General features: G+C 70.6%; 19 protein-coding genes and 1 pseudogene. 8 read left to right on the top strand and 12 right to left on the bottom strand.

The window, feature by feature from the left end:
• Positions 1–8 precede the first annotated feature (8 nt).
• Entirely contained in the window at positions 9–716 is a 708-nt protein-coding gene (locus tag ACWC5O_RS13110; protein ID WP_450580774.1) for a helix-turn-helix domain-containing protein, read from the bottom strand.
• A gap of 209 nt (positions 717–925) precedes the next feature.
• Here ACWC5O_RS13110 and ACWC5O_RS13105 point away from each other — a divergent pair.
• A pseudogene (locus ACWC5O_RS13105) lies at positions 926–1,823 on the top strand (RNA-guided endonuclease InsQ/TnpB family protein); the annotation flags it as partial.
• A 136-nt stretch (positions 1,824–1,959) separates the two neighbouring features.
• Here the strand turns inward: ACWC5O_RS13105 and ACWC5O_RS13100 are convergent.
• The 3 genes from ACWC5O_RS13100 to ACWC5O_RS13090 all read right to left on the bottom strand — a co-directional run bounded on the left by ACWC5O_RS13100 (position 1,960) and on the right by ACWC5O_RS13090 (position 4,324).
• Entirely contained in the window at positions 1,960–2,496 is a 537-nt protein-coding gene (locus ACWC5O_RS13100) for a hypothetical protein (RefSeq protein ID WP_450580773.1), read from the bottom strand.
• Positions 2,497–2,682: 186 nt separating this feature from the next.
• Positions 2,683–2,946 carry a hypothetical protein gene (locus ACWC5O_RS13095; protein WP_450580772.1) on the bottom strand — a complete coding sequence of 88 codons (264 nt, stop codon included), beginning with the start codon at positions 2,944–2,946 and terminating at the stop codon, positions 2,683–2,685.
• Positions 2,947–3,481: 535 nt separating this feature from the next.
• Complete coding sequence (locus tag ACWC5O_RS13090; RefSeq protein ID WP_450580771.1) at positions 3,482–4,324, bottom strand: 5'-methylthioadenosine/S-adenosylhomocysteine nucleosidase; 843 nt, start codon at positions 4,322–4,324, stop codon at positions 3,482–3,484.
• Positions 4,325–4,356: 32 nt separating this feature from the next.
• Between ACWC5O_RS13090 and ACWC5O_RS13085 the strand changes: the two genes are divergently transcribed.
• On the top strand, positions 4,357–4,917 hold the full coding sequence (locus ACWC5O_RS13085; RefSeq protein ID WP_450580770.1) for a hypothetical protein: 561 nt from the start codon (positions 4,357–4,359) through the stop codon (positions 4,915–4,917).
• A gap of 125 nt (positions 4,918–5,042) precedes the next feature.
• Here the strand turns inward: ACWC5O_RS13085 and ACWC5O_RS13080 are convergent, their stop codons facing one another.
• Both ACWC5O_RS13080 and ACWC5O_RS13075 read right to left on the bottom strand, forming a co-directional pair.
• A complete protein-coding gene (locus ACWC5O_RS13080) occupies positions 5,043–5,750 on the bottom strand; it encodes a response regulator (RefSeq protein WP_450580769.1) in 708 nt (235 codons plus the stop codon).
• Complete coding sequence (locus ACWC5O_RS13075) at positions 5,747–7,375, bottom strand: ATP-binding protein (RefSeq protein WP_450580768.1); 1,629 nt, start codon at positions 7,373–7,375, stop codon at positions 5,747–5,749. The genes ACWC5O_RS13080 and ACWC5O_RS13075 overlap by 4 nt, the downstream gene beginning before the upstream one ends.
• Before the next feature lie 151 nt (positions 7,376–7,526).
• Between ACWC5O_RS13075 and ACWC5O_RS13070 the strand changes: the two genes are divergently transcribed.
• On the top strand, positions 7,527–8,915 hold the full coding sequence (locus ACWC5O_RS13070; RefSeq protein WP_450580767.1) for a cation:dicarboxylate symporter family transporter: 1,389 nt from the start codon (positions 7,527–7,529) through the stop codon (positions 8,913–8,915).
• 337 nt (positions 8,916–9,252) lie between these two features.
• Positions 9,253–10,017: a DUF2127 domain-containing protein gene (locus ACWC5O_RS13065; protein WP_450580766.1), complete on the top strand. Its 765-nt coding sequence runs from the start codon at positions 9,253–9,255 to the stop codon at positions 10,015–10,017.
• 29 nt (positions 10,018–10,046) lie between these two features.
• On the opposite strand, the gene ACWC5O_RS13060 is transcribed toward ACWC5O_RS13065, so the two are convergent.
• The 3 genes from ACWC5O_RS13060 to ACWC5O_RS13050 all read right to left on the bottom strand — a co-directional run bounded on the left by ACWC5O_RS13060 (position 10,047) and on the right by ACWC5O_RS13050 (position 12,348).
• Entirely contained in the window at positions 10,047–10,466 is a 420-nt protein-coding gene (locus ACWC5O_RS13060) for a hypothetical protein (RefSeq protein ID WP_450580765.1), read from the bottom strand.
• Positions 10,467–10,538: 72 nt separating this feature from the next.
• Positions 10,539–11,435, bottom strand: a complete 897-nt coding sequence (locus ACWC5O_RS13055) for an aldo/keto reductase (RefSeq protein WP_450580764.1) — start codon at positions 11,433–11,435, stop codon at positions 10,539–10,541.
• A gap of 1 nt (position 11,436) precedes the next feature.
• Positions 11,437–12,348, bottom strand: coding sequence for an NAD-dependent epimerase/dehydratase family protein (locus ACWC5O_RS13050; protein ID WP_450580763.1), 912 nt, complete (start codon positions 12,346–12,348; stop codon positions 11,437–11,439).
• Positions 12,349–12,393: 45 nt separating this feature from the next.
• On the opposite strand from ACWC5O_RS13050, the gene ACWC5O_RS13045 reads away from it, so the two are divergent.
• The 4 genes from ACWC5O_RS13045 to ACWC5O_RS13030 all read left to right on the top strand — a co-directional run bounded on the left by ACWC5O_RS13045 (position 12,394) and on the right by ACWC5O_RS13030 (position 16,196).
• Entirely contained in the window at positions 12,394–12,915 is a 522-nt protein-coding gene (locus ACWC5O_RS13045) for an Lrp/AsnC family transcriptional regulator (RefSeq protein ID WP_450580762.1), read from the top strand.
• Positions 12,916–12,944: 29 nt separating this feature from the next.
• A complete protein-coding gene (locus ACWC5O_RS13040; RefSeq protein WP_450580761.1) occupies positions 12,945–13,373 on the top strand; it encodes a MerR family transcriptional regulator in 429 nt (142 codons plus the stop codon).
• 14 nt (positions 13,374–13,387) lie between these two features.
• A complete protein-coding gene (gene trxA / locus ACWC5O_RS13035; protein ID WP_450780981.1) occupies positions 13,388–13,702 on the top strand; it encodes a thioredoxin in 315 nt (104 codons plus the stop codon).
• A 181-nt stretch (positions 13,703–13,883) separates the two neighbouring features.
• Entirely contained in the window at positions 13,884–16,196 is a 2,313-nt protein-coding gene (locus ACWC5O_RS13030) for a HelD family protein (protein ID WP_450580759.1), read from the top strand.
• A 57-nt stretch (positions 16,197–16,253) separates the two neighbouring features.
• Here ACWC5O_RS13030 and glgB read toward each other — a convergent pair whose 3' ends face one another.
• The 3 genes from glgB to ACWC5O_RS13015 form a co-directional block, all read right to left on the bottom strand.
• Positions 16,254–18,674: a 1,4-alpha-glucan branching enzyme gene (glgB, locus tag ACWC5O_RS13025; protein ID WP_450580758.1), complete on the bottom strand. Its 2,421-nt coding sequence runs from the start codon at positions 18,672–18,674 to the stop codon at positions 16,254–16,256.
• Positions 18,671–20,095, bottom strand: a complete 1,425-nt coding sequence (locus ACWC5O_RS13020; RefSeq protein ID WP_450580757.1) for a maltokinase N-terminal cap-like domain-containing protein — start codon at positions 20,093–20,095, stop codon at positions 18,671–18,673. The genes glgB and ACWC5O_RS13020 overlap by 4 nt, the downstream gene beginning before the upstream one ends.
• 93 nt (positions 20,096–20,188) lie before the next feature.
• Positions 20,189–20,302 (bottom strand): alpha-glucosidase C-terminal domain-containing protein (locus ACWC5O_RS13015; RefSeq protein ID WP_450780979.1); only part of this gene is annotated, 114 nt, incomplete at its 5' end.

Genomic DNA, 20,302 nt, shown 5'->3' with positions numbered 1-20,302 from the left:
TGTTTCGACTAGCCGTTCCTGTTCTCGACGGCCGTCCAGAAGATCTCCACGATCCGGCCGAGGAAGTCCTGGCCGGACTGGCTCGCCTCGCTGCCGCCGCCGCCCCAGCTGAGGGTGGCGGCCATGTGCCCCTGGTAGTCCTGGTGCAGCTCCTGCAGTACGTCCTCCAGGACTCCCCGGTCCAGGGGCGCGACCTTCGCCACCGGGCGCACATAGGCCTGCCAGCGGGTGGTCACTGCGCTGTGCAGCAGCTCGGCGAGCTTCTTCTCGCGGCCCGTGACGGCCACGAAGTCGGGCAGGGGCAGCTCCAACACCTGGGCGAGCGCGGCCGACTGGCGCTCGTTGCCCCGCCACTCCCCGCTCTCCTCCATGCGCAGATACCCGGGCAGGTCCATGCCGAGGGCGTGGGCCACGTCCTCGGACGCGATCTCGCGGGCGATGCGGTGCTCGCGCAGAGTGCGGGGCCTGCCGATCAGTTCACCCGGAGAACACCACAGCACACCCGCGAGGGCGGTGAGTTCGGGATTGCCGGGAGAGGCGATCCCGCGTTCCCAGGCGACGACGAGGTCCGGGGTGACATACGGCATCCCGTACGACGCACGCATCCCGTAGGCGACGTGCTCGGGCCCCATGCCGAGGGCGGTACGGAGCCTGCGGGCGGCCGGGGCGTTGAACGGGGGAGCCGAAGGGTTCGGTTGGGCTGAGGGTTGGCGCACCTCGCAAAAGGTAGGGAGCTACCCGCGGGTTGACTACGGGCCGTTCCGACAGGATCACTGATTGTAGGAACGTACGGTTCCGGCCGTTCGGCACCTTCCGGCCGTTCGGTAGGTAACGGGCGGATCTCCCCTGCCCGCTATCCCTTGACCGCGCCACCGAGCGCGAATCCACCCCCCAGCCGCCGCGCCACGAGCACGTACACAAGGACCGCTTCAAGGGCGTCGGGCACTTCGACACCGTGGTGTTCCCGAAGGACGGCGACGGCTGCCGCTGGGACTCCACCCCGCGCGCCCCGCACACCCGCGTGCGTCTCCAGGGCGTCGGGCACGTCCGGGTGCACCAGCACCGGCTCGTGCAGGGCCGGGTGAAGACGATCAGCGTCAAGCGCGAGGGGAGCCGCTGGTACGTTGTCCTCTCCTGCGGCGACGTTCCCGCCGAGCCACTCCTGCCCACCGGCGCGGTGGTCGGCATCGACATGGGCACCACGCACTTCCTGACCACATCGGACGGCGAGCACGTCGCCAACCCCCGATTCCTCGACGCGGCAGCCGCCGAGCTGGCCGACGCGCAGCGGCACTTGGCGACCTTCCCCAGGCGCACCCAGCAGCGCACCAAGAAGCACCGCGCCGCGGCTCGTAAGGTCGCCAAGCTGCACGCCAAGATCCGCAGGCAACGCCTCGACTTCCACCACAAGACCGCGCTCGCCCTAGTCCGCGATCACGACGCGATCGGGCACGAGCGGCTGAACACGGCAGGCATGACCTGTGCACCCAAGCCCAAGCCCGACCCCGAGACGCCAGGCGTCTTCCTGTCGAACGGCGCCGCCGCGAAGGCCGGGGCTCAACCGCAGCATTCTCGACGCGGGTTGGGCGCAGTTCCTCGGAATCCTGGCGGACAAGGCTGAGAGCGCCGGTCGCCTCGTGGTTCCGGTGGATGCGCGCAACACCTCTCGCACGTGCCTTGCCTGCGGTTATGTTGCGAAGGAGAACCGTGCCACCCAGGCGAAGTTCGAATGCGTCACGTGCGGGTTCACAGCGAACGCGGACCGCGTAGGCGCGACGAACGTCCTCAATAGGGCCGGGCTGGTCCTCTGTGTCGTGGCCTAGCCACCGACTCAGGAAGCCCGCGACTTTGGTCGTGGGTGGAGTCACGAAGTTCTTCATCAGCCAGCCCTCGGGACAGACAGCTGCTGGGGGCGATGCGCACAGTGTCCTCTTGTTCCGTGGTGCTGGGGTCAGATGGTCAGACGCTTGCGAGCCAGAGTTCGAGCAGAGCTTCCCGCTCGCGTGACCGGAGGACCCTTTCCGGCCGGGTCTGTGCCCACCACTCGGTCATGACGGCGGGCGTGGCGGCGCCTTCGGTGAAGTGGCCGATCAACTGGTGGGAGAGATCGGCCTCGCGGGGGGAGTAGGCGACGGCGGCGCTGGAGTAGACAGGCGTCTGGAGCGTGTTGTCGGGCGTGGTGATGGAGACGGTCATCTCGGTGGGACTGCCCGGCACCCAGGCGTCCAGGGCTGCTGCGGCGAAGCTCGCGGCGTTGGTTGCCCATCGTTGCAGAGTGGAGCGGGTCGGGACTTCGGTGACCTCGAGGCCGACGATGTCGGACCATGACCACTCGCGTGGGTGCGGACCGGTGACGTGGAGCCCTGATGCCCGGAGAACCACGTTGGGGGCCGGTGCCGTTGCCGGCGCCCCCAGGTAGACGCTGTCTGCTGTGACCCAGAACAGTCCCACCGTGGTGCCGTCGTTGCCGGGTTGGAGTGCCGGGGTTGCTTCCATTTCCTGTCTGTCTCTCCTTGATCGGCTCGGTGAGCAGTGAGCTCGCACGGCGCCCGGCACCGATGCGCCGTTTCCGGCCAACGGTGTCGGGAAGGCTATGCGGACTCCTCTGCGAGGGCGCCTTCGCGGGCGTGGTCGTTCTGGTCTCCCTTGTGCCGGACTCGCCGGCTCAGCCGGGCCGCCCAGTCACTCACGACGGAGACGGCCTTGCCGAGTTCCTTGTCGAGGAACACGAGGTCGCAGGGCGATCATCGTCAGAGTAAAGCCGGTCAGGCCCATGAACAGTGCGATGGCGACGTGGAAGCTGATCGACATGGCGGCGGCCCAGGGACGCAGTGTCGGTACCAGCACGCCGACGGGGAAGTAGACGAGGAAGAAGACGGTCACGTACGACCCGGCCACGACCAGGGAGTCATGGTGGCAGATGAGGTTCGAGACGCCGGGGAGCATGAACTCCGGAGCACGTGGAACAGGGCTGTGCCGTCCTGCCCCATCTGTCCCTGCACCTTGTACAGCCCGCTGACCATGTACACCAGGCAATCTGGGAGGCGATGGCCACAACGCCGAGATTGTGCAGAGACGTTGCCAGTGAGCGCATGTCGTCGGCAGACGCCGGACGAGCCTGTCCGCGAGGCCGGAGCCGAAGGAGAACCGGTCGTAGCAGCGCGAGGCCAGGAGCATCGGGAGCACCAGGTAGGCGAGGTTGTCGCTGCCGTCCAGCAGGACCGGCTGACGCCCGTAGAGGGACCACAGGAAAACCCAGTGGCAAACAAGTCCGCCCCTGCCGCCACGTGGTCAGCATGCCGCCCTGTCAGTACCGAATGGCCGGTGCTTCAGCGACGCCCACGTCGGCTCGAATACTTGCGCAGCCGGGACCGATGTTTCTCGCCAGCAGCGATCTTGTGCGACCGAAAACGATCAACGGCGGTTGGTCGAAAATATGCGGTCGCGGCGGCAGGATCACGCTCGCAGCGGGACCGGGTGCTCACCGGCCTCCGGCCTGCTTCCCGACGACGGGCCCGTAGAAGGTCCCGCCCCGGAAGTCGATGTGTTCGCCCCTGTAGCCCCCTTGGGGCACCTCGTCGGAGCCGCCGGAGCTCCCGCCACGCGGTCGGTACTTGCGCAGCACCGCGAAGGCCACGGCCGCCGCCTGGGAAGCCGCGCGCTGCTGGGAACCTCCTGCGTCGGCCGCGGACTTCTCGACGTTCGCGTGGTCGCTGATGCCTCGGACGACAAGCGCGTCCCGCCCCTCCAGATGCGCCGCGTGCGCCGCCCCCGATCCCTCCATCTCGAACGCGATCGCGTCGTTGTAGTGCTCGCGGACGTGCCGGGCGATCTCGGACTCGGCGTCGGCCAGGACGACGTCCCCCGAGGCGATGGGCTTGAAGTGGGCCCGTACCTCCGGCATGTCCCGCACGGTGGAACGCGCCGCCTGCACCAGCGCGTTGGAGCCGAACCACGCCTCGGGACGCACCTGAAGGCCCTCGGGCGTGACCTTCCCGCCATGGATGCCGTACACCTTCGTGCCCACCACGACGTCGCCGAGCTCGATGTCCTCCTTGAGAGCGCCGGCGACTCCGACGAAGAGGACGGCCTGCGGTCGCAGCCAGCCGATGAGGGAGGAGGTGAGTGCCGCGGTGTTCCTGGCGCCCTCGCCCAGCTCGGCGGCGGCCACCTGCCATGACGTATCCCGCAGCCGACCCACCTCCACGAAGGTCCCGTTGTCCGGGTGGGCTCGTTCCTCCCGCTCCTCGATGTACTCCCGCACCGCCGCGTACTCCAACGCCAACGCGGTCAGGACCAGAACAGTGGGCTTCGTCTCCGGCACACTCTTAAGGTACTGCTGGGGAAGGGGGCCGAGTGGCCGAACGTGACGTGACCGTGGGGCAGTTGCTGCTCACCGAGTACCAGACGATCAAGGACGAGCAGAAGACGCGGATCGGGTTCCGGGACAATCTGCTGTACGTCACCCTCACCGTCGTGGCCGCCGTGATCGCCGCCGCCGCGCAGGCCAAGCAGGCCGCGATGTTGCTGGCGCTGCCGCCGGTGTGCGTCGTGCTCGGGTGGACGTATCTCGTCAATGACCAGAAGATCTCGGCTATCGGGGCGTATGTACGGGGGGAATTGGGGCCCCGGCTTGCCGAGATGGTCCAGGTGGAGGGGGCCGAGGTCTTCAAGTGGGAGGCGGCCCATCGGGGGGATGCACGACGGGTCTCACGGAAGGTCGCGCAGTGTGTGGTGGACCTGCTGGCCTTCTGCGTCGTGCCGTTGAGCGCGCTCGTCGTGTACTGGGTGGGGGATGACGTCTCGGCGGGGCTGGTGGTGCTGTCCTTGCTGGAGGCGGTCTCGGTGGTGGGGCTGGGAGTGTACATCGTCCAGTACGCCGTGCCGTTCGGGGTGGGGGCGACGCCGGGTGAGTGATCACATCGACTTCCAGGGCGGGGAGTTCGAGGACTGGTACGGAGCAGGCCAGACCCTCGAAGACTTGGCCTCCACCTGCCAAACCACCCACCGCACCGCCGAAGCCCGCACTCATGCCGGCATCCTCACCGCCCCCGCTCCACCCCCCTCACCCACCTATAAACCAACTCCGGCCTCCCCACCTGCCCATAAACCGGCTTCCGCTCAGCCCTCCCCGCCTCCACAAGGTGCTCCAGATACCGCCGAGCAGTGATCCGCGAGATCCCCACCGCCTCCGCAACCCCCGCCGCTGTAACCCCCTCCGACGCCTCCCGCAAAGCACTCGTGACCCGCTCCAGCGTCGGCCCGCTCAACCCCTTCGGCAGCGCCGCAGGCGAAGGCGCCCGCAACACCGCCAGCGCCCGGTCCACCTCGTCCTGCCCGCTCGCCTCGCCCACCGCCGCGTGGAACTCCGCGTACCGCACGAGCCGGTCCCGCAGCGTCGCGAACGTGAACGGCTTCAGGACGTACTGGACCACCCCCAGCGAAACCCCCTCCCGCACCACCGCGAGATCCCGCGCCGACGTGACCGCGATGACGTCCGCCTGATGCCCGGCCGCCCGCAGCGACCGCGCCAGCTGCAGCCCGTGCACATCCGGCAGGTGCAGGTCCAGCAGAAGCAGGTCCACGGCCGTACGGTCCAGGATCCGCCGCGCCTCCGCCCCCGTGTGCGCCTTCCCCACCGCCACGAACCCCGGCACCCGCCCGACGTACATCACATGCGCGTCCGCGGCCACCGGGTCGTCCTCGACGACGAGGACGCGGATGGGCTGGGGCTGCTGCTCGTTCGTCATCTGCCGCCACCCACCGATGTGCGCAACGGCAACCGCACCTCGAACACCGCTCCGCCCACCCCCTCCTCTTCGGACTCCGCCACCGTCAACGTCCCGTCGAGCCGGGTGACCGCCTGCCGGACCAGGGCCAGTCCCAGGCCTCGCCCGCCGGGTCCCGCCGGCTTCGTCGAGAACCCCCGTTGGAATACCAGGTCGGCATGGGCGGGGTCGACACCGGGCCCGGTGTCCGACACGCGCAGCACCAGTTCGGAGTCCGAGGCGTACGCCGTCACGGTGACCCTCGCACCCACACTGCCCTGCGCCGCGTCCACCGCGTTGTCGACCAGGTTGCCGAGGACCGTCACCAGGTCCCTGGCCGACAGCTCGGCGGGGAGCACGCCGTCGTCCAGCCGGCTGTCCGCCGACACCACCAGCTCGACGCCCCGCTCGTTCGCCTGGGCCGTCTTGCCCAGCAGCAGGGCGGCGAGCACCGGCTCGCTCACGGCGGCCACCACCTGGTCGGTGAGGGCCTGGGCCAGCTCCAGTTCCGCCGTCGCGAAGTCCACGGCCTCCTGCGCCCGGCCCAGCTCGATCAGCGAGACGACCGTGTGGAGGCGGTTCGCCGCCTCATGAGCCTGCGAGCGCAGGGCCTGGGTGAAGCCCCGCTCCGAGTCCAACTCGCCCATCAGGGACTGGAGTTCGGTGACATCCCTGAGCGTCGCCACCGTTCCGCGCCGCTCTCCCCCCGACACCGGTGAGGTGTTCACCACCAGCACCCGGGACGCCGTCAGGTGCACCTCGTCCACGCGCGGCTCCGACGACAGCAGCGCCCCGGTCAGCGGTGCGGGCAGGCCGAGGTCGGCCACCGACCTGCCGATCACGTCCTCCTCCTCGCCCACCCCGAGCAGCTCCCGGCCGCCGTCGTTGATCAGCGCCACCCTGTACTGACCGTCCAGCATCAGCAGCCCCTCGCGGACCGCGTGCAGCGCCGCCTGGTGGTAGTCGTGCATCCGGCTCAGCTCGGTCGCGTTCATGCCATGGGTGTGGCGGCGCAGGCGGGCGTTGACCACGTACGTGCCGACCGCGCCCAGCAGCAGTGCGCCGCCGGCCACCCCGAGCAGGGCCGTGACCTGGCCCCGGACCCGCGCGCTGATCGCCTCGACCTTGATGCCGGCGCTGACCAGGCCGATGACCCTGCCGTTCTCCTCCACCGGGGTGACCGCGCGGACGGAGGCGCCGAGGGTGCCGGTGTAGGTCTCGGTGAAGGTGCGGCCGTGCTGGGCGGGGCCGATGCGGCCGAGGAAGTGCTTGCCGATCTGCTTCTCGTCGGGGTGGGTCCAGCGGATCCCGGACGGGGTCATGATCGTCACGAAGTCGACGTTCGAGTCCCGCATGACCTGCATCGCGTAGGGCTGGAGCCGCTTGGTGGGATCGGGGGTGTGGATCGCCGAGCGGACCGAGGGGGAGTCCGCGATCGAGCGGGCCACGGCCGTCGCGTGCCGGGCGGCCGCGTCCTCGGCCTGCCGTTCGTCGCTGACGTAGGTGAACAGCGCGTACCCGGCCACGACCACCGCTATCAGCACGGCCTGCATGGCGAACAGCTGGCCGGCCAGGCTGCGGGGGCGGGGGAGGGACGGGAGGCGCATGTCAGCAGTGTGCCTCTCGGGTCAAGCATGAACTAAATGAACGGAAGGGTGACCGCCCTCACAGACCGGGAGATAGTCCAGGCATCCCCCACAACCCCCGGACGTGAGCCGCACGCCGGTGATGCCGACGAAGACGTCAAGGAGGGCAGCCGTGGCCGCCAGTTCCCCCGATACGGCACCTGCCGCACCCCGCGTGAAGCGGGACCGGACCCATTACCTGTACATCGCCGTCATTGTGGCGGTCGCGCTCGGTATCGCCGTGGGGCTCATCTGGCCCGATGCCGGAGTCGAGCTGAAGCCGCTGGGCACCGGCTTCGTGAACCTGATCAAGATGATGATCTCGCCGATCATCTTCTGCACGATCGTGCTCGGTATCGGTTCCGTACGGAAGGCCGCGAAGGTCGGTGCCGTCGGCGGTATCGCGCTCGGCTACTTCCTCGTGATGTCGCTGGTCGCCCTCGCCATCGGCCTCGTCGTCGGCAACGTCCTGCACCCGGGTGACGGGCTGCACATCACCAACGCCATCAAGGCGACCGGGCACGACCAGGTGTCCCCCGACGCGCTGCCGCCGGTCGACTTCGTCCTGTCGATCATCCCGGTCACCTTCGTGTCCGCGTTCACCGAGGGCCAGGTGCTGCAGACCCTGCTGGTCGCGTTGCTCGCCGGGTTCGCGCTGCAGGCCATGGGGCCGGTCGGGCAGCCGGTGCTGCGGGGCATCGAGCACATCCAGCGGCTGGTCTTCCGCATCCTGTCCATGGTCATGTGGGCCGCGCCGATCGGCGCCTTCGGTGCCATCGCCGCCGTCGTCGGCTCCGCGGGACTGGACGCGCTGAAGAGCCTCGCCGTGCTGATGCTCGGGTTCTACGTGACCTGCTTCCTGTTCGTCTTCATCGTGCTCGGCGCGCTGCTGCGGATCGTCGCGGGGCTGAACATCTTCACGCTCTTCAAGTACCTCGCCCGCGAGTTCCTGCTGATCCTGTCGACCTCCTCCTCCGAGTCCGCGCTGCCGCGGCTCATCGCGAAGATGGAACACCTGGGCATCAGCAAGCCGGTCGTCGGCATCACCGTGCCGACCGGTTACTCCTTCAACCTCGACGGCACCATGATCTACATGACCATGGCGTCGCTCTACATCGCCGACGCCCTGGGCACCCCGATGTCCATCGGCGAGCAGATCCCGCTGCTGCTCTTCCTGCTGCTGGCCTCCAAGGGCGCGGCGGGCGTCAGCGGCGCGGGTCTGGCCACCCTGGCCGGCGGTCTGCAGTCGCACAAGCCCGCGCTGGTCGACGGCGTCGGCCTGATCGTCGGCATCGACCGCTTCATGAGCGAGGCGCGTGCGCTGACGAACTTCGCGGGCAACGCGGTCGCCACCGTCCTGGTCGGCACCTGGACGAAGGAGATCGACAAGAGCCGGGTCAGGCAGGTCCTCGCCGGTGAGCTGCCGTTCGACGAGACGAGCCTGCTGGACGAGCACGAGGCCGCGGCCAAGGAGCTTCCCGAGCCCCGTGAGGACGGCGAGAAGGAGCTGGCCAAGGCCTGACCTCTGAGAAAGCTCCGGACGTCCGGCCCCGCCTGAACCCGGGCCGGGCGTCCGGTGACGGCCGCCGGGCGGCTGGGTCTCCCCCCGTTGGCCCAGCCGCCCGGCTTTCCCGTTTCGACGGTCAGCGGCGCTCCACCACAGCTGCCGGGCCGCGCGAGGCCGCCGTGCCGGACGAAGCCGCCGTACAGGAGCAGAAGGCCGAGGAGAGGGAACCGGTGGGGAGCGCAGCCGGCTGCCCCCTCACTGCGTCTTCTCACCCGCGTCGTCTAACGTGCCGTGCCAGAACCGGAACGGCACGTTCGCGCGTGGCGTCAATACGTACATGGAGGCACGGGGGATGAAGATCGACTGGGACCGGCGGACCTGCGCGCGGAAGGGGCATGTGACCTACGCGCCCGACGACCCGCGGCTGCGGGTACGGCTGCACGCGCAGACCGAGCTCGGTGACGTGTGGCGCTGCCTGCGCTGCGGGGACTTCGCGCTGGGTGAGCCGCACGGCTCGGGGCCGGCCGACGAGGCGCCGCTGGTGGCGCGCGGGAAGGTGCTGCGGGACCTGTTCATCCTGCGCTTCCTGGCGATCGAGCGGGCGGTGCGCGGGGTGTTCATCGTGCTGGTCGCGGTCGCGGTGTGGAAGTTCAGCAACAGCCAGGACGCGGTACGCCGGCTCTTCAACGAGAATCTGGACGTCTTCCGGCCGGTGTTCCGGCACTTCCACTACGACCTCGACCACTCACCCGTCGTCGGCTCCATCCAGAAGGCCTTCGGCTACAAGCACTCCACGCTGCTGCTGGTCGCGGCCCTGCTCCTCGCCTACGCGCTGATCGAACTGGTCGAGGCGGTCGGCCTCTGGTACGCCAAGCGCTGGGCGGAGTACCTGACGGTGGTGGCCACCGCCGCCTTCCTCCCGCTGGAGATCTACGAACTCACCGAGCACATCAGCTGGCTGAAGATCGCCACCCTCGTCCTCAACATCCTCGCGGTCCTCTACATCGCCCTGACCAAGCGCCTGTTCGGCCTGCGCGGCGGCCGCAGGAAGTTCGAGGAGGAGCGGCACAGCGCGTCCCTGATGGAGGTGGAGGAGTCGGCCGGGGTGGCCGTCTGACCGTCCGGGGTGCCGGGGCCCGGGCCGGATCAGGCCGTCAGGAGCCCGATTCCCAAGCTGACCACGCCTATGGCGAGCGCGCCGGCCCCGGCCCACACCAGCGCGAACATCCCGTTCGGGCGGTCGATGTCGCCGGGGCCCATGGAGGAGGCGAAGAAGCCGCCGGGCAGCAGGACCGCCGAGGCCGGGACCCCGAGGCGCGCGATCCAGCCGACCGGGCCGGACAGTCCGGCCGCGTCGGCGTACAGCAGACACACCAGGCTGAGGATGACCAGCACACCGGCGTGCGCGTGGCCCGCTCGGGCGAACGCCTTCTGGAACGGTGTCATCGGCACCATGCCGCGCACGATGCGGGTCATGAACCAGCCGCCGATCTCGATGGTCGGAACGGTGAGCAGGACGATGCCGGCGAGGATGCGGCCGGCGTCGGTGAGGTGCGGGGCGTCCATGGGAAACTCCTGGCTTCATGGGGCGGTGGTGGGGTGGTTCTTCGGACCGTGCCAATTCCCGCGGAGGGGGATTCACGGCGTCCGCGTGGTCCGCGTCAGCCGTGTCAGCTCTTCTTCGCTCAGCACCAGGTTCGCCGCACCGGCCGAGTCCTGGGCAGTCTCCGGACGGCTTGAGCCAGGGATCGGGATCACGGTCGGGGAGAGGGACAACAGCCAGGCGAGGCCGACCTGTTGGGGGCTCACCCCACGCTCCCGGGCCACCTGGTGGAACGTGGCGAACCGGTCCGCGGAGCCCGCGGGCCGTGACGGCCCGTCCAGTGAACTGCGCGAGATCCCGCCCAGCGGGCTCCAGGGCAGGAACGCCATTCCCAGCTCCGCGCACAGCCGCAACTCGGGTTCGCTGTCCCGGACTTCGGGGGAGTAGCGGTTCTGGACCGACGCCAGCCGGTCGCCGAGGATCGCGCGGGCGCGGTGGATCTGGTCCGTGGTGACGTTGGAGAGGCCCGCCAGGCGGATCTTGCCCTCGTCCAGCAGGTCGCGCAGCGCGCCGACGGAGTCCTCGAAGGGCACGGTCGGGTCGGGCTTGTGCAGCTGGTAGAGGCCGATCGCCTCTACGCCGAGCCGCTTCAGGGAGGCCTCGGCGGCCGCCTTGAGATGCCGGGGCGAGCCCGTCACCGTCCAGCTGCCGTCGGCCGGGCGGCCCCGGCCGCCCTTGGTGGCCACGAGTACGGCGTCGGTGCCGCCGCCGTAGGTGGCGAGGGCGCGGGCGAGGAGGAGCTCGTTGTGGCCGGGGTCCTGGCCCGGCAGGTGGTAGGAGTCGGCCGTGTCCAGCAGGGTCACGCCCGCGTCCAGGGCCGCGTGCACCGTGGCCAGGGCGCGTCCCTCATCGGGCCGGCCCTCGATCGACAGCGGCATGGCGCCGAGCCCGACCGTGCTCACCTTCAGTCCGCCAAGGGTGCGGTACCGCATGTCAGTCGTCCCTTCCGAGGGTCTCGGCGACGGCCTTCGGCAGCCACTGCCGTACGTCGCCGAAGGCGAAACCGAGCCGCGTGGCCCGGGAGTTGTCCATGCCGTAGCGGCGGCGGAAGGCGAAGGGGGAGACCTCGCCGGTCTCGGTCACCTCGAACACCGCCGCGCCGCCGCAGAGTTGTGCCGCCACCGCCGTACTCAGCTCGTCCAGTGCCAGCAGGCCGTGGGAGGCGGCGTTCACCGGGCCCGTGAAGTTTTCGCCGGCCGCCCAGAACAGGAAGTCGGCGATCTCCTCGACGTGGATGTACGTCGCCGGGTGCGTGACCGGCGGTACGGCGACGGGGGCGCCGGTGCGGATGCGGTCGGCGTAGTGCTGGAGGCGGCCCGTGAAGTCGTCGTCGCCGCCGAGCACGTGGGCCACCCGGACGGACGCGAACGGGAACGCGGGGTCCTTCGTGAACACCGCCTCCGCCTGCCGCTTGCCCTCGCCGTAATGGGACTCCAGGAACCCGGGGTCGTCCCATGGCAGTTCCAGGTCCACGGCGGCCGTCGCCGGGTCTACCGCGCTCTCCGGCACCAGCTCCTCGGAGTCCTCGTGCTCGTACACCTCCACCGTCGAGGTCATCACGTAGCGGCCGGTGCGTCCGGCGAAGACGCGGCGGGCGACGGCCGCCTGGCGCGGGGTGTAGCAGACCTGGTCCAGGACGACGTCGAACACCCGGGTGCCGACGGCCTCGGCCAGGGCCCTTTCGTCGTCGCGGTCGGCAATCAGATGCACCACACCCGGCGGCGGTGGGGACGAACCCCGATTCAGGACCGTGACCCGGTCGCCGGCCGCCACCAGACGGGCGATCAGCCGCTTGCCGAAATAGCGGTTGCCGCCCATGACCAGTACCTCTCGCGCCCTTTTCATGACCATAATTCTCCGGGCGTGACATCCGTTCCTGAAGGGGGAGACATGGGAGATACGGTCGCCGCACCGAAAGAACAACGGCATCTGCGGGCCATCACCAACGAAACACCAGTGGCCTTCGACGCGGTGGACCGGCAGCTCCTCGAACTGCTGCAGACCGACGGGCGGATCAAGCTCAGCGAGCTGGGTCGGCGGATCAGCCTGAGCCCGGCGGCCGTGGCCGAGCGGGTGCGCCGGCTGGAGGCGGCCGGGGTGGTCGAGGGATACGGCGCGCAGGTCGCGCCCGCTCGCCTCGGCTACGGCATCCAGGCCTTCATCCGGGTCAACCCGCACGGCGGCTACACGCTCAAGCACCCGAGGACCCTGGAGCTGCTCGACCGCCCGGAGATCACCGAGGTGCACCACGTCGTCGGGGAGGACTGCTGGATCCTCAAGGTCACCGTCACCGACACCGTGCACCTGGAGGACGTCCTGGAGCAGACCTCGGCGCTGGGCCGTACGACGACCTCGATCGTGCTGTCCTCACCGGTGCGCCGGAAGCCGCTGCTGCCACCCGTCTTGCCCTGACGCCGACGTCAACACCTACGGTCGTGTGCATGCGAATCGGCGAGCTGGCCGCACGGGCCGGGACCACCACCCGCACCCTGCGCTACTACGAGGCACGGGGGCTGCTGCCCGCCCGGCGCGACGACAAGGGACACCGCACGTACGACGAGGCCGACGTCAGGCTGCTCCGGCAGATCCGGACGCTGCAGGACTTCGGGTTCGACCTGGAGGAGACGCGGCCGTTCGTGGAGTGCCTGCGGGCCGGGCACCCGGAGGGCGACTCCTGCCCGGCCTCCCTCGTCGTCTACCGGCGCAAGCTGGACGAGCTGGACGCGCTCATCGGGCAGCTGACGGCGGTGCGGGAGCAGGTCGCGGGGCAGCTGCGGCGGGCCGAGGTGGCCCGGGACGAGCTGGCCGCCGAGGCGCAGGTTCCGGGGGGTCCGGAACCCGCATGCGAACTGGGAGGGCTGACGCTGTGAGTTTGGTGAGCGGACTGGCCGAGGTGACGGACGCGGACTTCGAGGCGGAGGTGATCGGTGCGGACCTTCCGGTGCTGGTGCAGTTCACCGCCGACTGGTGCGGGCCGTGCCGGCAGCTGGCGCCCGTGCTGAAGGACATCGCCTTCGAGGAGGGCGACCGGCTGAAAATCGTCCAGATCGACGTGGACCGCAATCCGTCCACGACGGTCGCCTACGGGGTGCTGTCCACGCCGACCCTCATGGTCTTCCGGGACGGTGAGCCGGTGCGGTCGATGGTGGGGGCCAGGCCCAAGCGCCGGCTGCTGGAGGAGCTGGCCGACGTGCTGTGACGCCGTGCGGTAAAGCGGGACCGCTCACGAAAAATCCCCCGAGCAATTGCGCTCGGGGGATTTCTGTGCGTATATTCAGTGGTTCGCGACTTCAATTCGGAGTAGTCGCGGAGAAGTTCAGTGAGCACAGTATATCCGGGCGGGAGCGGAATTGTCAAACACCGAATTTCCAGATGATGAATTGCGCCACGAGCAGGAATTCATCGACGGACTGTACGCGCGCGTGGACGTGCTGCGCGGGGAGGCCGAGACCTCGGTCGCGGGCGCGCTCGCCCAGGGCGACAAGCCCATGCAGGCCCGGCTGGAGCGGGACATCCTGGTCGCCGAGCGCTCGGGGCTGCTCGCCGCGCTGAACGCCGTCGACGGCTCGCTCTGCTTCGGTCGGATCGACCTTTCCCCCAAGCTCCCGACTTCGCTCGAGCAGGGGGGACCCCCATCCGCCGCGGTCCACCACATCGGCCGGATCGGGCTGCGCGAGGACGACGCCGAACGCACCCCCGTCCTCATCGACTGGCGCGCCGACGTCGCCCGCCCCTTCTACCTGGCCACCGGTCACACCCCGATGGGCCTGCGCCGCCGCCGGCACATCGCCACCGAGGGCCGGACGGTGACCTCGCTGCACGACGAGATCCTGGACCTCGGCGACGCCACCCGCACCGGTCACGAGGACCCGACCGGGGACGCCGTGCTGCTGGCCGCGCTCAACTCGGCGCGCACCGGCCGGATGAGCGACATCGTGCAGACCATCCAGGCCGACCAGGACCGCATCATCCGTGCGCCGCACCGCGGGGTGCTGGTCGTCGAGGGCGGCCCCGGCACCGGCAAGACGGCGGTGGCGCTGCACCGGGCGGCCTATCTCCTCTACGAACACCGGGAGCTGCTGGCGCGCCGTGCGGTCCTCATCGTCGGCCCCAACCCGGCCTTCCTCGGCTACATCGGCGAGGTACTGCCCTCCCTCGGCGAGACCGGCGTGCTGCTGGCCACGGTCGGCGAGCTGTTCCCCGGCGTGCAGGCGACGGCGACGGACGGCCGGGAGGCGGCCGCGGTGAAGGGCCGCGCCGACATGGCGGACGTGCTCGCCGAAGTCGTGCGGGACTGGCAGTCGCTGCCCGACCCGGTGATCGCGATCGAGCACGATCGCGAGATCCTGATGCTCGACGACGGCCTGGTGAAGGTCGCCCGCGAACGCACCCGCGCCGCCAAGCTGCCGCACAACGTGGCCCGGGAGCACTTCGAGGGCCACATCCTCAACACGCTCACCGAGCTGTACGCCGAGCGCGTGGGCACCGACCCGTACGACGGCAGCAGCCTGCTGGACGCCTCCGACATCACCCAGATCCGCGACGAGCTGGCCGAGAACCCCGAGGTCTGGGCGGCCATCGAACAGTTGTGGCCGCGCCTGACGCCGCAGCGCCTGGTCGCGGACTTCCTCGCCGACCCCGTGGGCTACGTCTGCGACGACGACGCGGCCGCCATCCGCCGACCGGTGACCCGGGAGTGGACCGTGGCGGACGTACCGCTGCTGGACGAGGCGGCCGAACTGCTCGGCGTGGACGAGCGGTGGGCGCGGGAGCGGGCGGAGCGGGAGCGGGAGACGCAGGTGGCCTACGCGCAGGGGGTGCTCGACGTCTCCTACGCCTCCCGCACCTACGAGTTCGAGGACAAGGAGGACGGCGACCCTGACGGCTCCGAGGTCCTGTCCGCGCACGACATCATCGACGCCGAGCGGTTCGCCGAGCGCCAGGAGGAGGCGGACCACCGCAGCGCCGCCGAGCGGGCGGCGGCCGACCGGACCTGGGCGTTCGGGCACATCATCGTCGACGAGGCGCAGGAGCTGTCCCCGATGGCGTGGCGGCTGCTCATGCGGCGCTGCCCGACCCGCTCGATGACCCTGGTCGGCGATCCGGCCCAGACGGCGGAGGCGGCGGGCGTCGGCTCCTGGTCGAAGATCCTTCAGCCGTACGTCGAGGACCGCTGGGAGCACACGCGCCTCGGCGTCAACTACCGCACGCCCGCGGAGATCATGGAACTCGCGGCAGCCGTCGTCCGCGCCGAGAACCCCGACTTCGAACCCCCGAGTTCGGTCCGTTCGACCGGTGTACGGCCCTGGGTGCGCGCCACCGACGACCTGCCCGGCGCCGTCGCCAAGGCCGTCGACGAGCTGACGCCTTCCCCCAAGCTCTCGGCTTCGCTCGAGCAGGGAGGTACTCCCAAGGGCCGGCTTGCGGTCATCGCCCCGCGTCACCTGCACCGCAAGCTGGCCGCACGGCTGGACGGAGTGACGGCGGACGCCGAGCCGGACCTGACCCGCAGCGTCGTCCTCCTCGACCCCCGCCAGTCCAAGGGCCTGGAGTTCGACTCGGTGCTGGTCGTCGAGCCGGGCCGGTACGGCACCAGCGACCTGTACGTGGCTCTGACCCGGGCGACCCAGCGGCTCGGCGTGCTGCACACGGGGCCGTTGCCGCGGGGCCTGGCCGAAGCGGTGGCGGACTGACGGTGCGGACGCCGGAGGGGCTGGACGCATCAGCCCCTCCGGCGTCCGGGCAGCGGACTAGGCCGGCCGCAGCCAGACCGTAGCCAGCGGAGGCAGGGTCAGCCGGATGCTCGCCGGACGCCCATGTGCGCCCTGCGGCTCCGGTTTGACCGGGTCGGGGTGGACCACGTCGCTGCCGCCGTAGCGGGCCGCGTCCGTGTTGAGCACCTCCAGCCAGGCCGGGACGTCCTCGGGGACGCCGATGCGGTAGTCGTGGCGGACCACGGGGGCCAGGTGGGAGACGGCCAGCAGCGGGGTGCCGTCGGCGGAGTGGCGCAGGAACGCGAAGACGTTGTCGTCCGCCGCGTCCCCCGTGATCCACTGGAAGCCCGCAGGGTCGGTGTCGCGCTGCCACAGGGCCGGGGCGGCGCGGTAGCCGGCGTTCAGGTCGCGGACCAGGTCCCGGACGCCACGGTGGTCCGCCTCCGCGCCGTACGACGGGTCGAGCAGCCACCAGTCCGGGCCGTGCGCCTCGGACCACTCGGCGCCCTGGGCGAACTCCTGCCCCATGAAGAGCAGTTGCTTGCCGGGATGGGCCCACATGAAGCCGAGGTAGGCGCGGTGGCCGGCCCGCTGCTGCCACCAGTCGCCCGGCATCTTGGAGACCAGGGACCGCTTGCCGTGCACGACCTCGTCGTGGGAGATCGGCAGCACGTAGTTCTCGCTGTACGCGTACACCATCGAGAAGGTCATCTCGTGGTGGTGGTACTTGCGGTGGACGGGGTCGTGACCCATGTACTGGAGCGAGTCGTGCATCCAGCCCATGTTCCACTTCAGGCCGAAGCCCAGACCGCCGAAGCCGCTGGGGCCCCGGTGGTGGGTGGGGCGGGTGACGCCGTCCCAGGCGGTGGACTCCTCCGCGATGGTCACCACCCCGGGGCAGCGGCGGTACACGGTGGCGTTCATCTCCTGCAGGAAGGCCACCGCGTCCAGGTTCTCCCGGCCGCCGTGCTCGTTCGGCGTCCACTGGCCGGGCTCGCGCGAGTAGTCGAGGTAGAGCATGGAGGCCACGGCGTCCACCCGCAGCCCGTCGATGTGGAACTCCTCGCACCAGTACACGGCGTTCGCCACCAGGAAGTTGCGCACCTCGCGGCGGCCGAAGTCGAACTCCAGGGTGCCCCAGTCGGGGTGCGCGGCCCGCAGCGGATCGTGGTGCTCGTACAGCGGACGCCCGTCGAACTCGGCCAGCGCCCAGTCGTCGCGCGGGAAGTGCGCCGGGACCCAGTCCATCAGCACGCCGATGCCCGCCTGGTGCAGCCGGTCCACCAGGTACTTGAAGTCGTCCGGGGTGCCGAGCCGGGCCGTCGGGGCGTAGAAGCCGGTGACCTGGTAGCCCCAGGAGCCGCCGAAGGGGTGCTCGGCGACCGGCATCAGCTCCACGTGCGTGAAGCCCATTTCCGACACATACGCGGGGAGTTGGTCGGCAAGCTGGCGGTAGGTCAAGCCGGGCCGCCAGGAGGGAAGATGGACCTCGTACACGGAGAACGGCGCCTCGTGCACGGGCGTGTCCGCGCGATGGGCCATCCACTCCGCGTCGCCCCACTCGTGGTGCGAGGCGTGCACGATCGACGAGGTGGCCGGCGGGACCTCGGTACGGCGGGCCAGCGGATCGGCGCGCAGGGTGCGCGAGCCGTCCGGGCGGGTGATCTCGAACTTGTACAGCTCGCCCTCGCCGATGCCCGGCACGAACAGCTCCCACACCCCCGAGGAGCCCAGCGAGCGCATCGCGTGTCCGCCGGCGTCCCAGAAGTTGAAGTTCCCCGCGACGCGCACGCCCCGCGCGTTCGGCGCCCACACCGAGAACCGGGTGCCGGTCACACCCCGGTGGGTGATGACGTGCGCGCCGAGCACCCGCCACAGCTGCTCGTGCCGGCCCTCGCCGATCAGGTGCAGGTCCAGTTCGCCGAGCGTGGGCAGGAAGCGGTAGGCGTCCTCGGTCTCGTGGACGGTGCCGTCGTACGTCACGAGCAGCCGGTAGGCGGGGACCTCGGTGAGCGGGAGCAGCCCCGAGAAGAAGCCGTCGCCGTCGTCGTGCAGGTCCGCACGCAGGTCGCCGGAGACCACGGTGACCGCCTGCGCGTAGGGACGGAAGGCGCGGAAGGCGACCCCGCCCGGGACCGGGTGGGCGCCGAGGACGGCGTGCGGGTCGTGGTGGGCGCCGTGCAGCAGCCGCTCGCGGTCACCGGCGTCGATCGCGGGGGAGACGGCGACCTCCTGAGGGCGCTCCCGGGCGGGCGGTTCGGGCTTGCGGGCGCTCGGGATCACGGCGGCACCGGTCTTCGCGGCAGAGCCGGTTTTCTCGGCAGCACCGGTCGTCTCGGCCGCGGCCTTCTTCCCGGCCTTGGTCTTCTGGGCCGTGCTCTGCTCTGCTCTGCTCTGCTCGGCCTTGCTCCTGCCGGACTTGTTGTTCTTCGAGGTGGCTGGCTTCTTGGACGTCACGGACGGGTCTCCCGGGCGAGGGTCGGGTCGGTCGCGGCGAGGCGGCGCACCGCGGCAAGGGGTACGGGCAGCCAGTCGGGGCGGTGGCGGGCCTCGTAGACGACTTCGTAGACGGCCTTGTCGGTCTCGTAGGCCCGCAGCAGTACTGGATCGGTGCGCGGATCGCGGTCGGTCACCTCCGCGTACCCGCAGCAGTACGCGGCCCGGCAGCGCTCGGCCCAGCCCGGCGCGGGCGGGCTCACCGAGCGGGCGGCGTAGTCGAAGGAGCGCAGCATCCCGGCGATGTCCCGCACCGGCGGCTGCGGCAGGCGCCGTTCGGCCAGCGGCCGGGCCGGCTCGCCCTCGAAGTCGATCAGCGACCAGGCGCCGGACGGCGAGCGCAGGCACTGGCCGAGATGCAGGTCGCCGTGGATGCGCTGGGCGGTCCAGGTACGCCCCTCGGCGGCCTGCTCGTCCAGTGCCGCATAGGCGGAGCGCAGCCCCTGCTCGTACGGCCCGAGCGCCGGCACCGCCTGGACGGCCGACGTCAGCCGCTCGGTCATGCCGTCCACCAGCAGCCGCAGCTGGGCATGGCCCAGGGTGACCGTCGGCAGTGCCTGGGCGAGGGCGGTGTGCACCTCGGCTGTGGCCCGGCCCAGCGCCCGGGCCTCGGCGACGAAGTCCTCGCCCTTGGCCAGCTCGCGCAGCGCCAGCTCCCAGCCGTCGGCGGCGCCGCTCACGAACGGCTGGAGCACGGCCAGGACGTACGACGCGTCGGCCTCGTCGGCGGGCTCGGCCCGCAGCCACGCCGTCGGCGCGGGCACCCGGGCGCAGCCCTCCCGGGCCAGGGCGCGCGGTAACTCCAGGTCGGGGTTGACACCGGGGACCACCCGGCGCAACAGCTTGAGGATGAACGTATCGCCGTAGACGATCGACGAGTTGGACTGTTCGCCGGTCATCGGACGAGCCACCAGTCCCTCCCGGATCTCCTGGTCCGGGTCCCGTTCGAACCGAAGCCCGCCGACGCGCGCCTGGGTGCGCAGGGCCTCCAGGAGAACGTCGGCGGGCCGGGGGTCGTACAGGGCCTCGTACACCGTGCGGCCGGCGAGCGGGCCCTCGGCCGCATGTCCGATGAGCGCGGGCGCCAGCCGGGGCGGCAGCGCCTCGCGCACGCCTATCAGCAACTGGTAGCAGTCACCGGGGTGCGGCGGTGCACCGAGCGCGGGTGGCTGGTGGACGCGCAGGAGCAGGTGGTAGAGCCCCAGCCGGCCGTCGGGGGGCAGCAGTTCGGTGGCCGCCACCTGGGTGAGCCCGGTGACCGGGCGGCCCTTGCCCGCGAACCAGCGCTGTCTGGGCAGCCACTCGCGCAACAGGGGTTCGAGTGAGGCGAGGAGGTGACCGGAAATGGGAGTGGTGCCGGAAGGGGTGACCGTATCCGCCATGGGCGTCATGTCCTTTCCCCGGGTCGTCGGGGTGTGACTGATGGGTGCCCCGGGTGGGACGGCGGAAACCGGCCGCCGTCCCACCCGGCCGGGCTATGCCAGGTCCCGGCGCAGCCGGAACCAGTAGAAGCCGTGGCCCGCGAGGGTCAGCAGGTAGGGCAGTTCACCGATGGCGGGGAAGCGCACGCCGCCGATCAGCTCGACGGG

The organism is Streptomyces sp. NPDC001450, from assembly GCF_053597295.1.
This window is presented reverse-complemented; position numbering and strand designations above follow the sequence as displayed.

What these genes read in the sequence shown, in the direction of transcription:
- ACWC5O_RS13100 (WP_450580773.1), bottom strand. Translation starts at nt 2,496, where the DNA reads ATGGAAGCAACCCCGGCACTCCAACCCGGCAACGACGGCACCACGGTG.
- ACWC5O_RS13095 (WP_450580772.1), bottom strand. Translation starts at nt 2,946, where the DNA reads ATGCTCCCCGGCGTCTCGAACCTCATCTGCCACCATGACTCCCTGGTC.
- ACWC5O_RS13080 (WP_450580769.1), bottom strand. Translation starts at nt 5,750, where the DNA reads ATGACGAACGAGCAGCAGCCCCAGCCCATCCGCGTCCTCGTCGTCGAG.
- ACWC5O_RS13075 (WP_450580768.1), bottom strand. Translation starts at nt 7,375, where the DNA reads ATGCGCCTCCCGTCCCTCCCCCGCCCCCGCAGCCTGGCCGGCCAGCTG.
- ACWC5O_RS13065 (WP_450580766.1), top strand. Translation starts at nt 9,253, where the DNA reads ATGAAGATCGACTGGGACCGGCGGACCTGCGCGCGGAAGGGGCATGTG.
- ACWC5O_RS13060 (WP_450580765.1), bottom strand. Translation starts at nt 10,466, where the DNA reads ATGGACGCCCCGCACCTCACCGACGCCGGCCGCATCCTCGCCGGCATC.
- ACWC5O_RS13055 (WP_450580764.1), bottom strand. Translation starts at nt 11,435, where the DNA reads ATGCGGTACCGCACCCTTGGCGGACTGAAGGTGAGCACGGTCGGGCTC.
- ACWC5O_RS13050 (WP_450580763.1), bottom strand. Translation starts at nt 12,348, where the DNA reads ATGAAAAGGGCGCGAGAGGTACTGGTCATGGGCGGCAACCGCTATTTC.
- ACWC5O_RS13045 (WP_450580762.1), top strand. Translation starts at nt 12,394, where the DNA reads ATGGGAGATACGGTCGCCGCACCGAAAGAACAACGGCATCTGCGGGCC.
- ACWC5O_RS13040 (WP_450580761.1), top strand. Translation starts at nt 12,945, where the DNA reads ATGCGAATCGGCGAGCTGGCCGCACGGGCCGGGACCACCACCCGCACC.
- ACWC5O_RS13020 (WP_450580757.1), bottom strand. Translation starts at nt 20,095, where the DNA reads ATGGCGGATACGGTCACCCCTTCCGGCACCACTCCCATTTCCGGTCAC.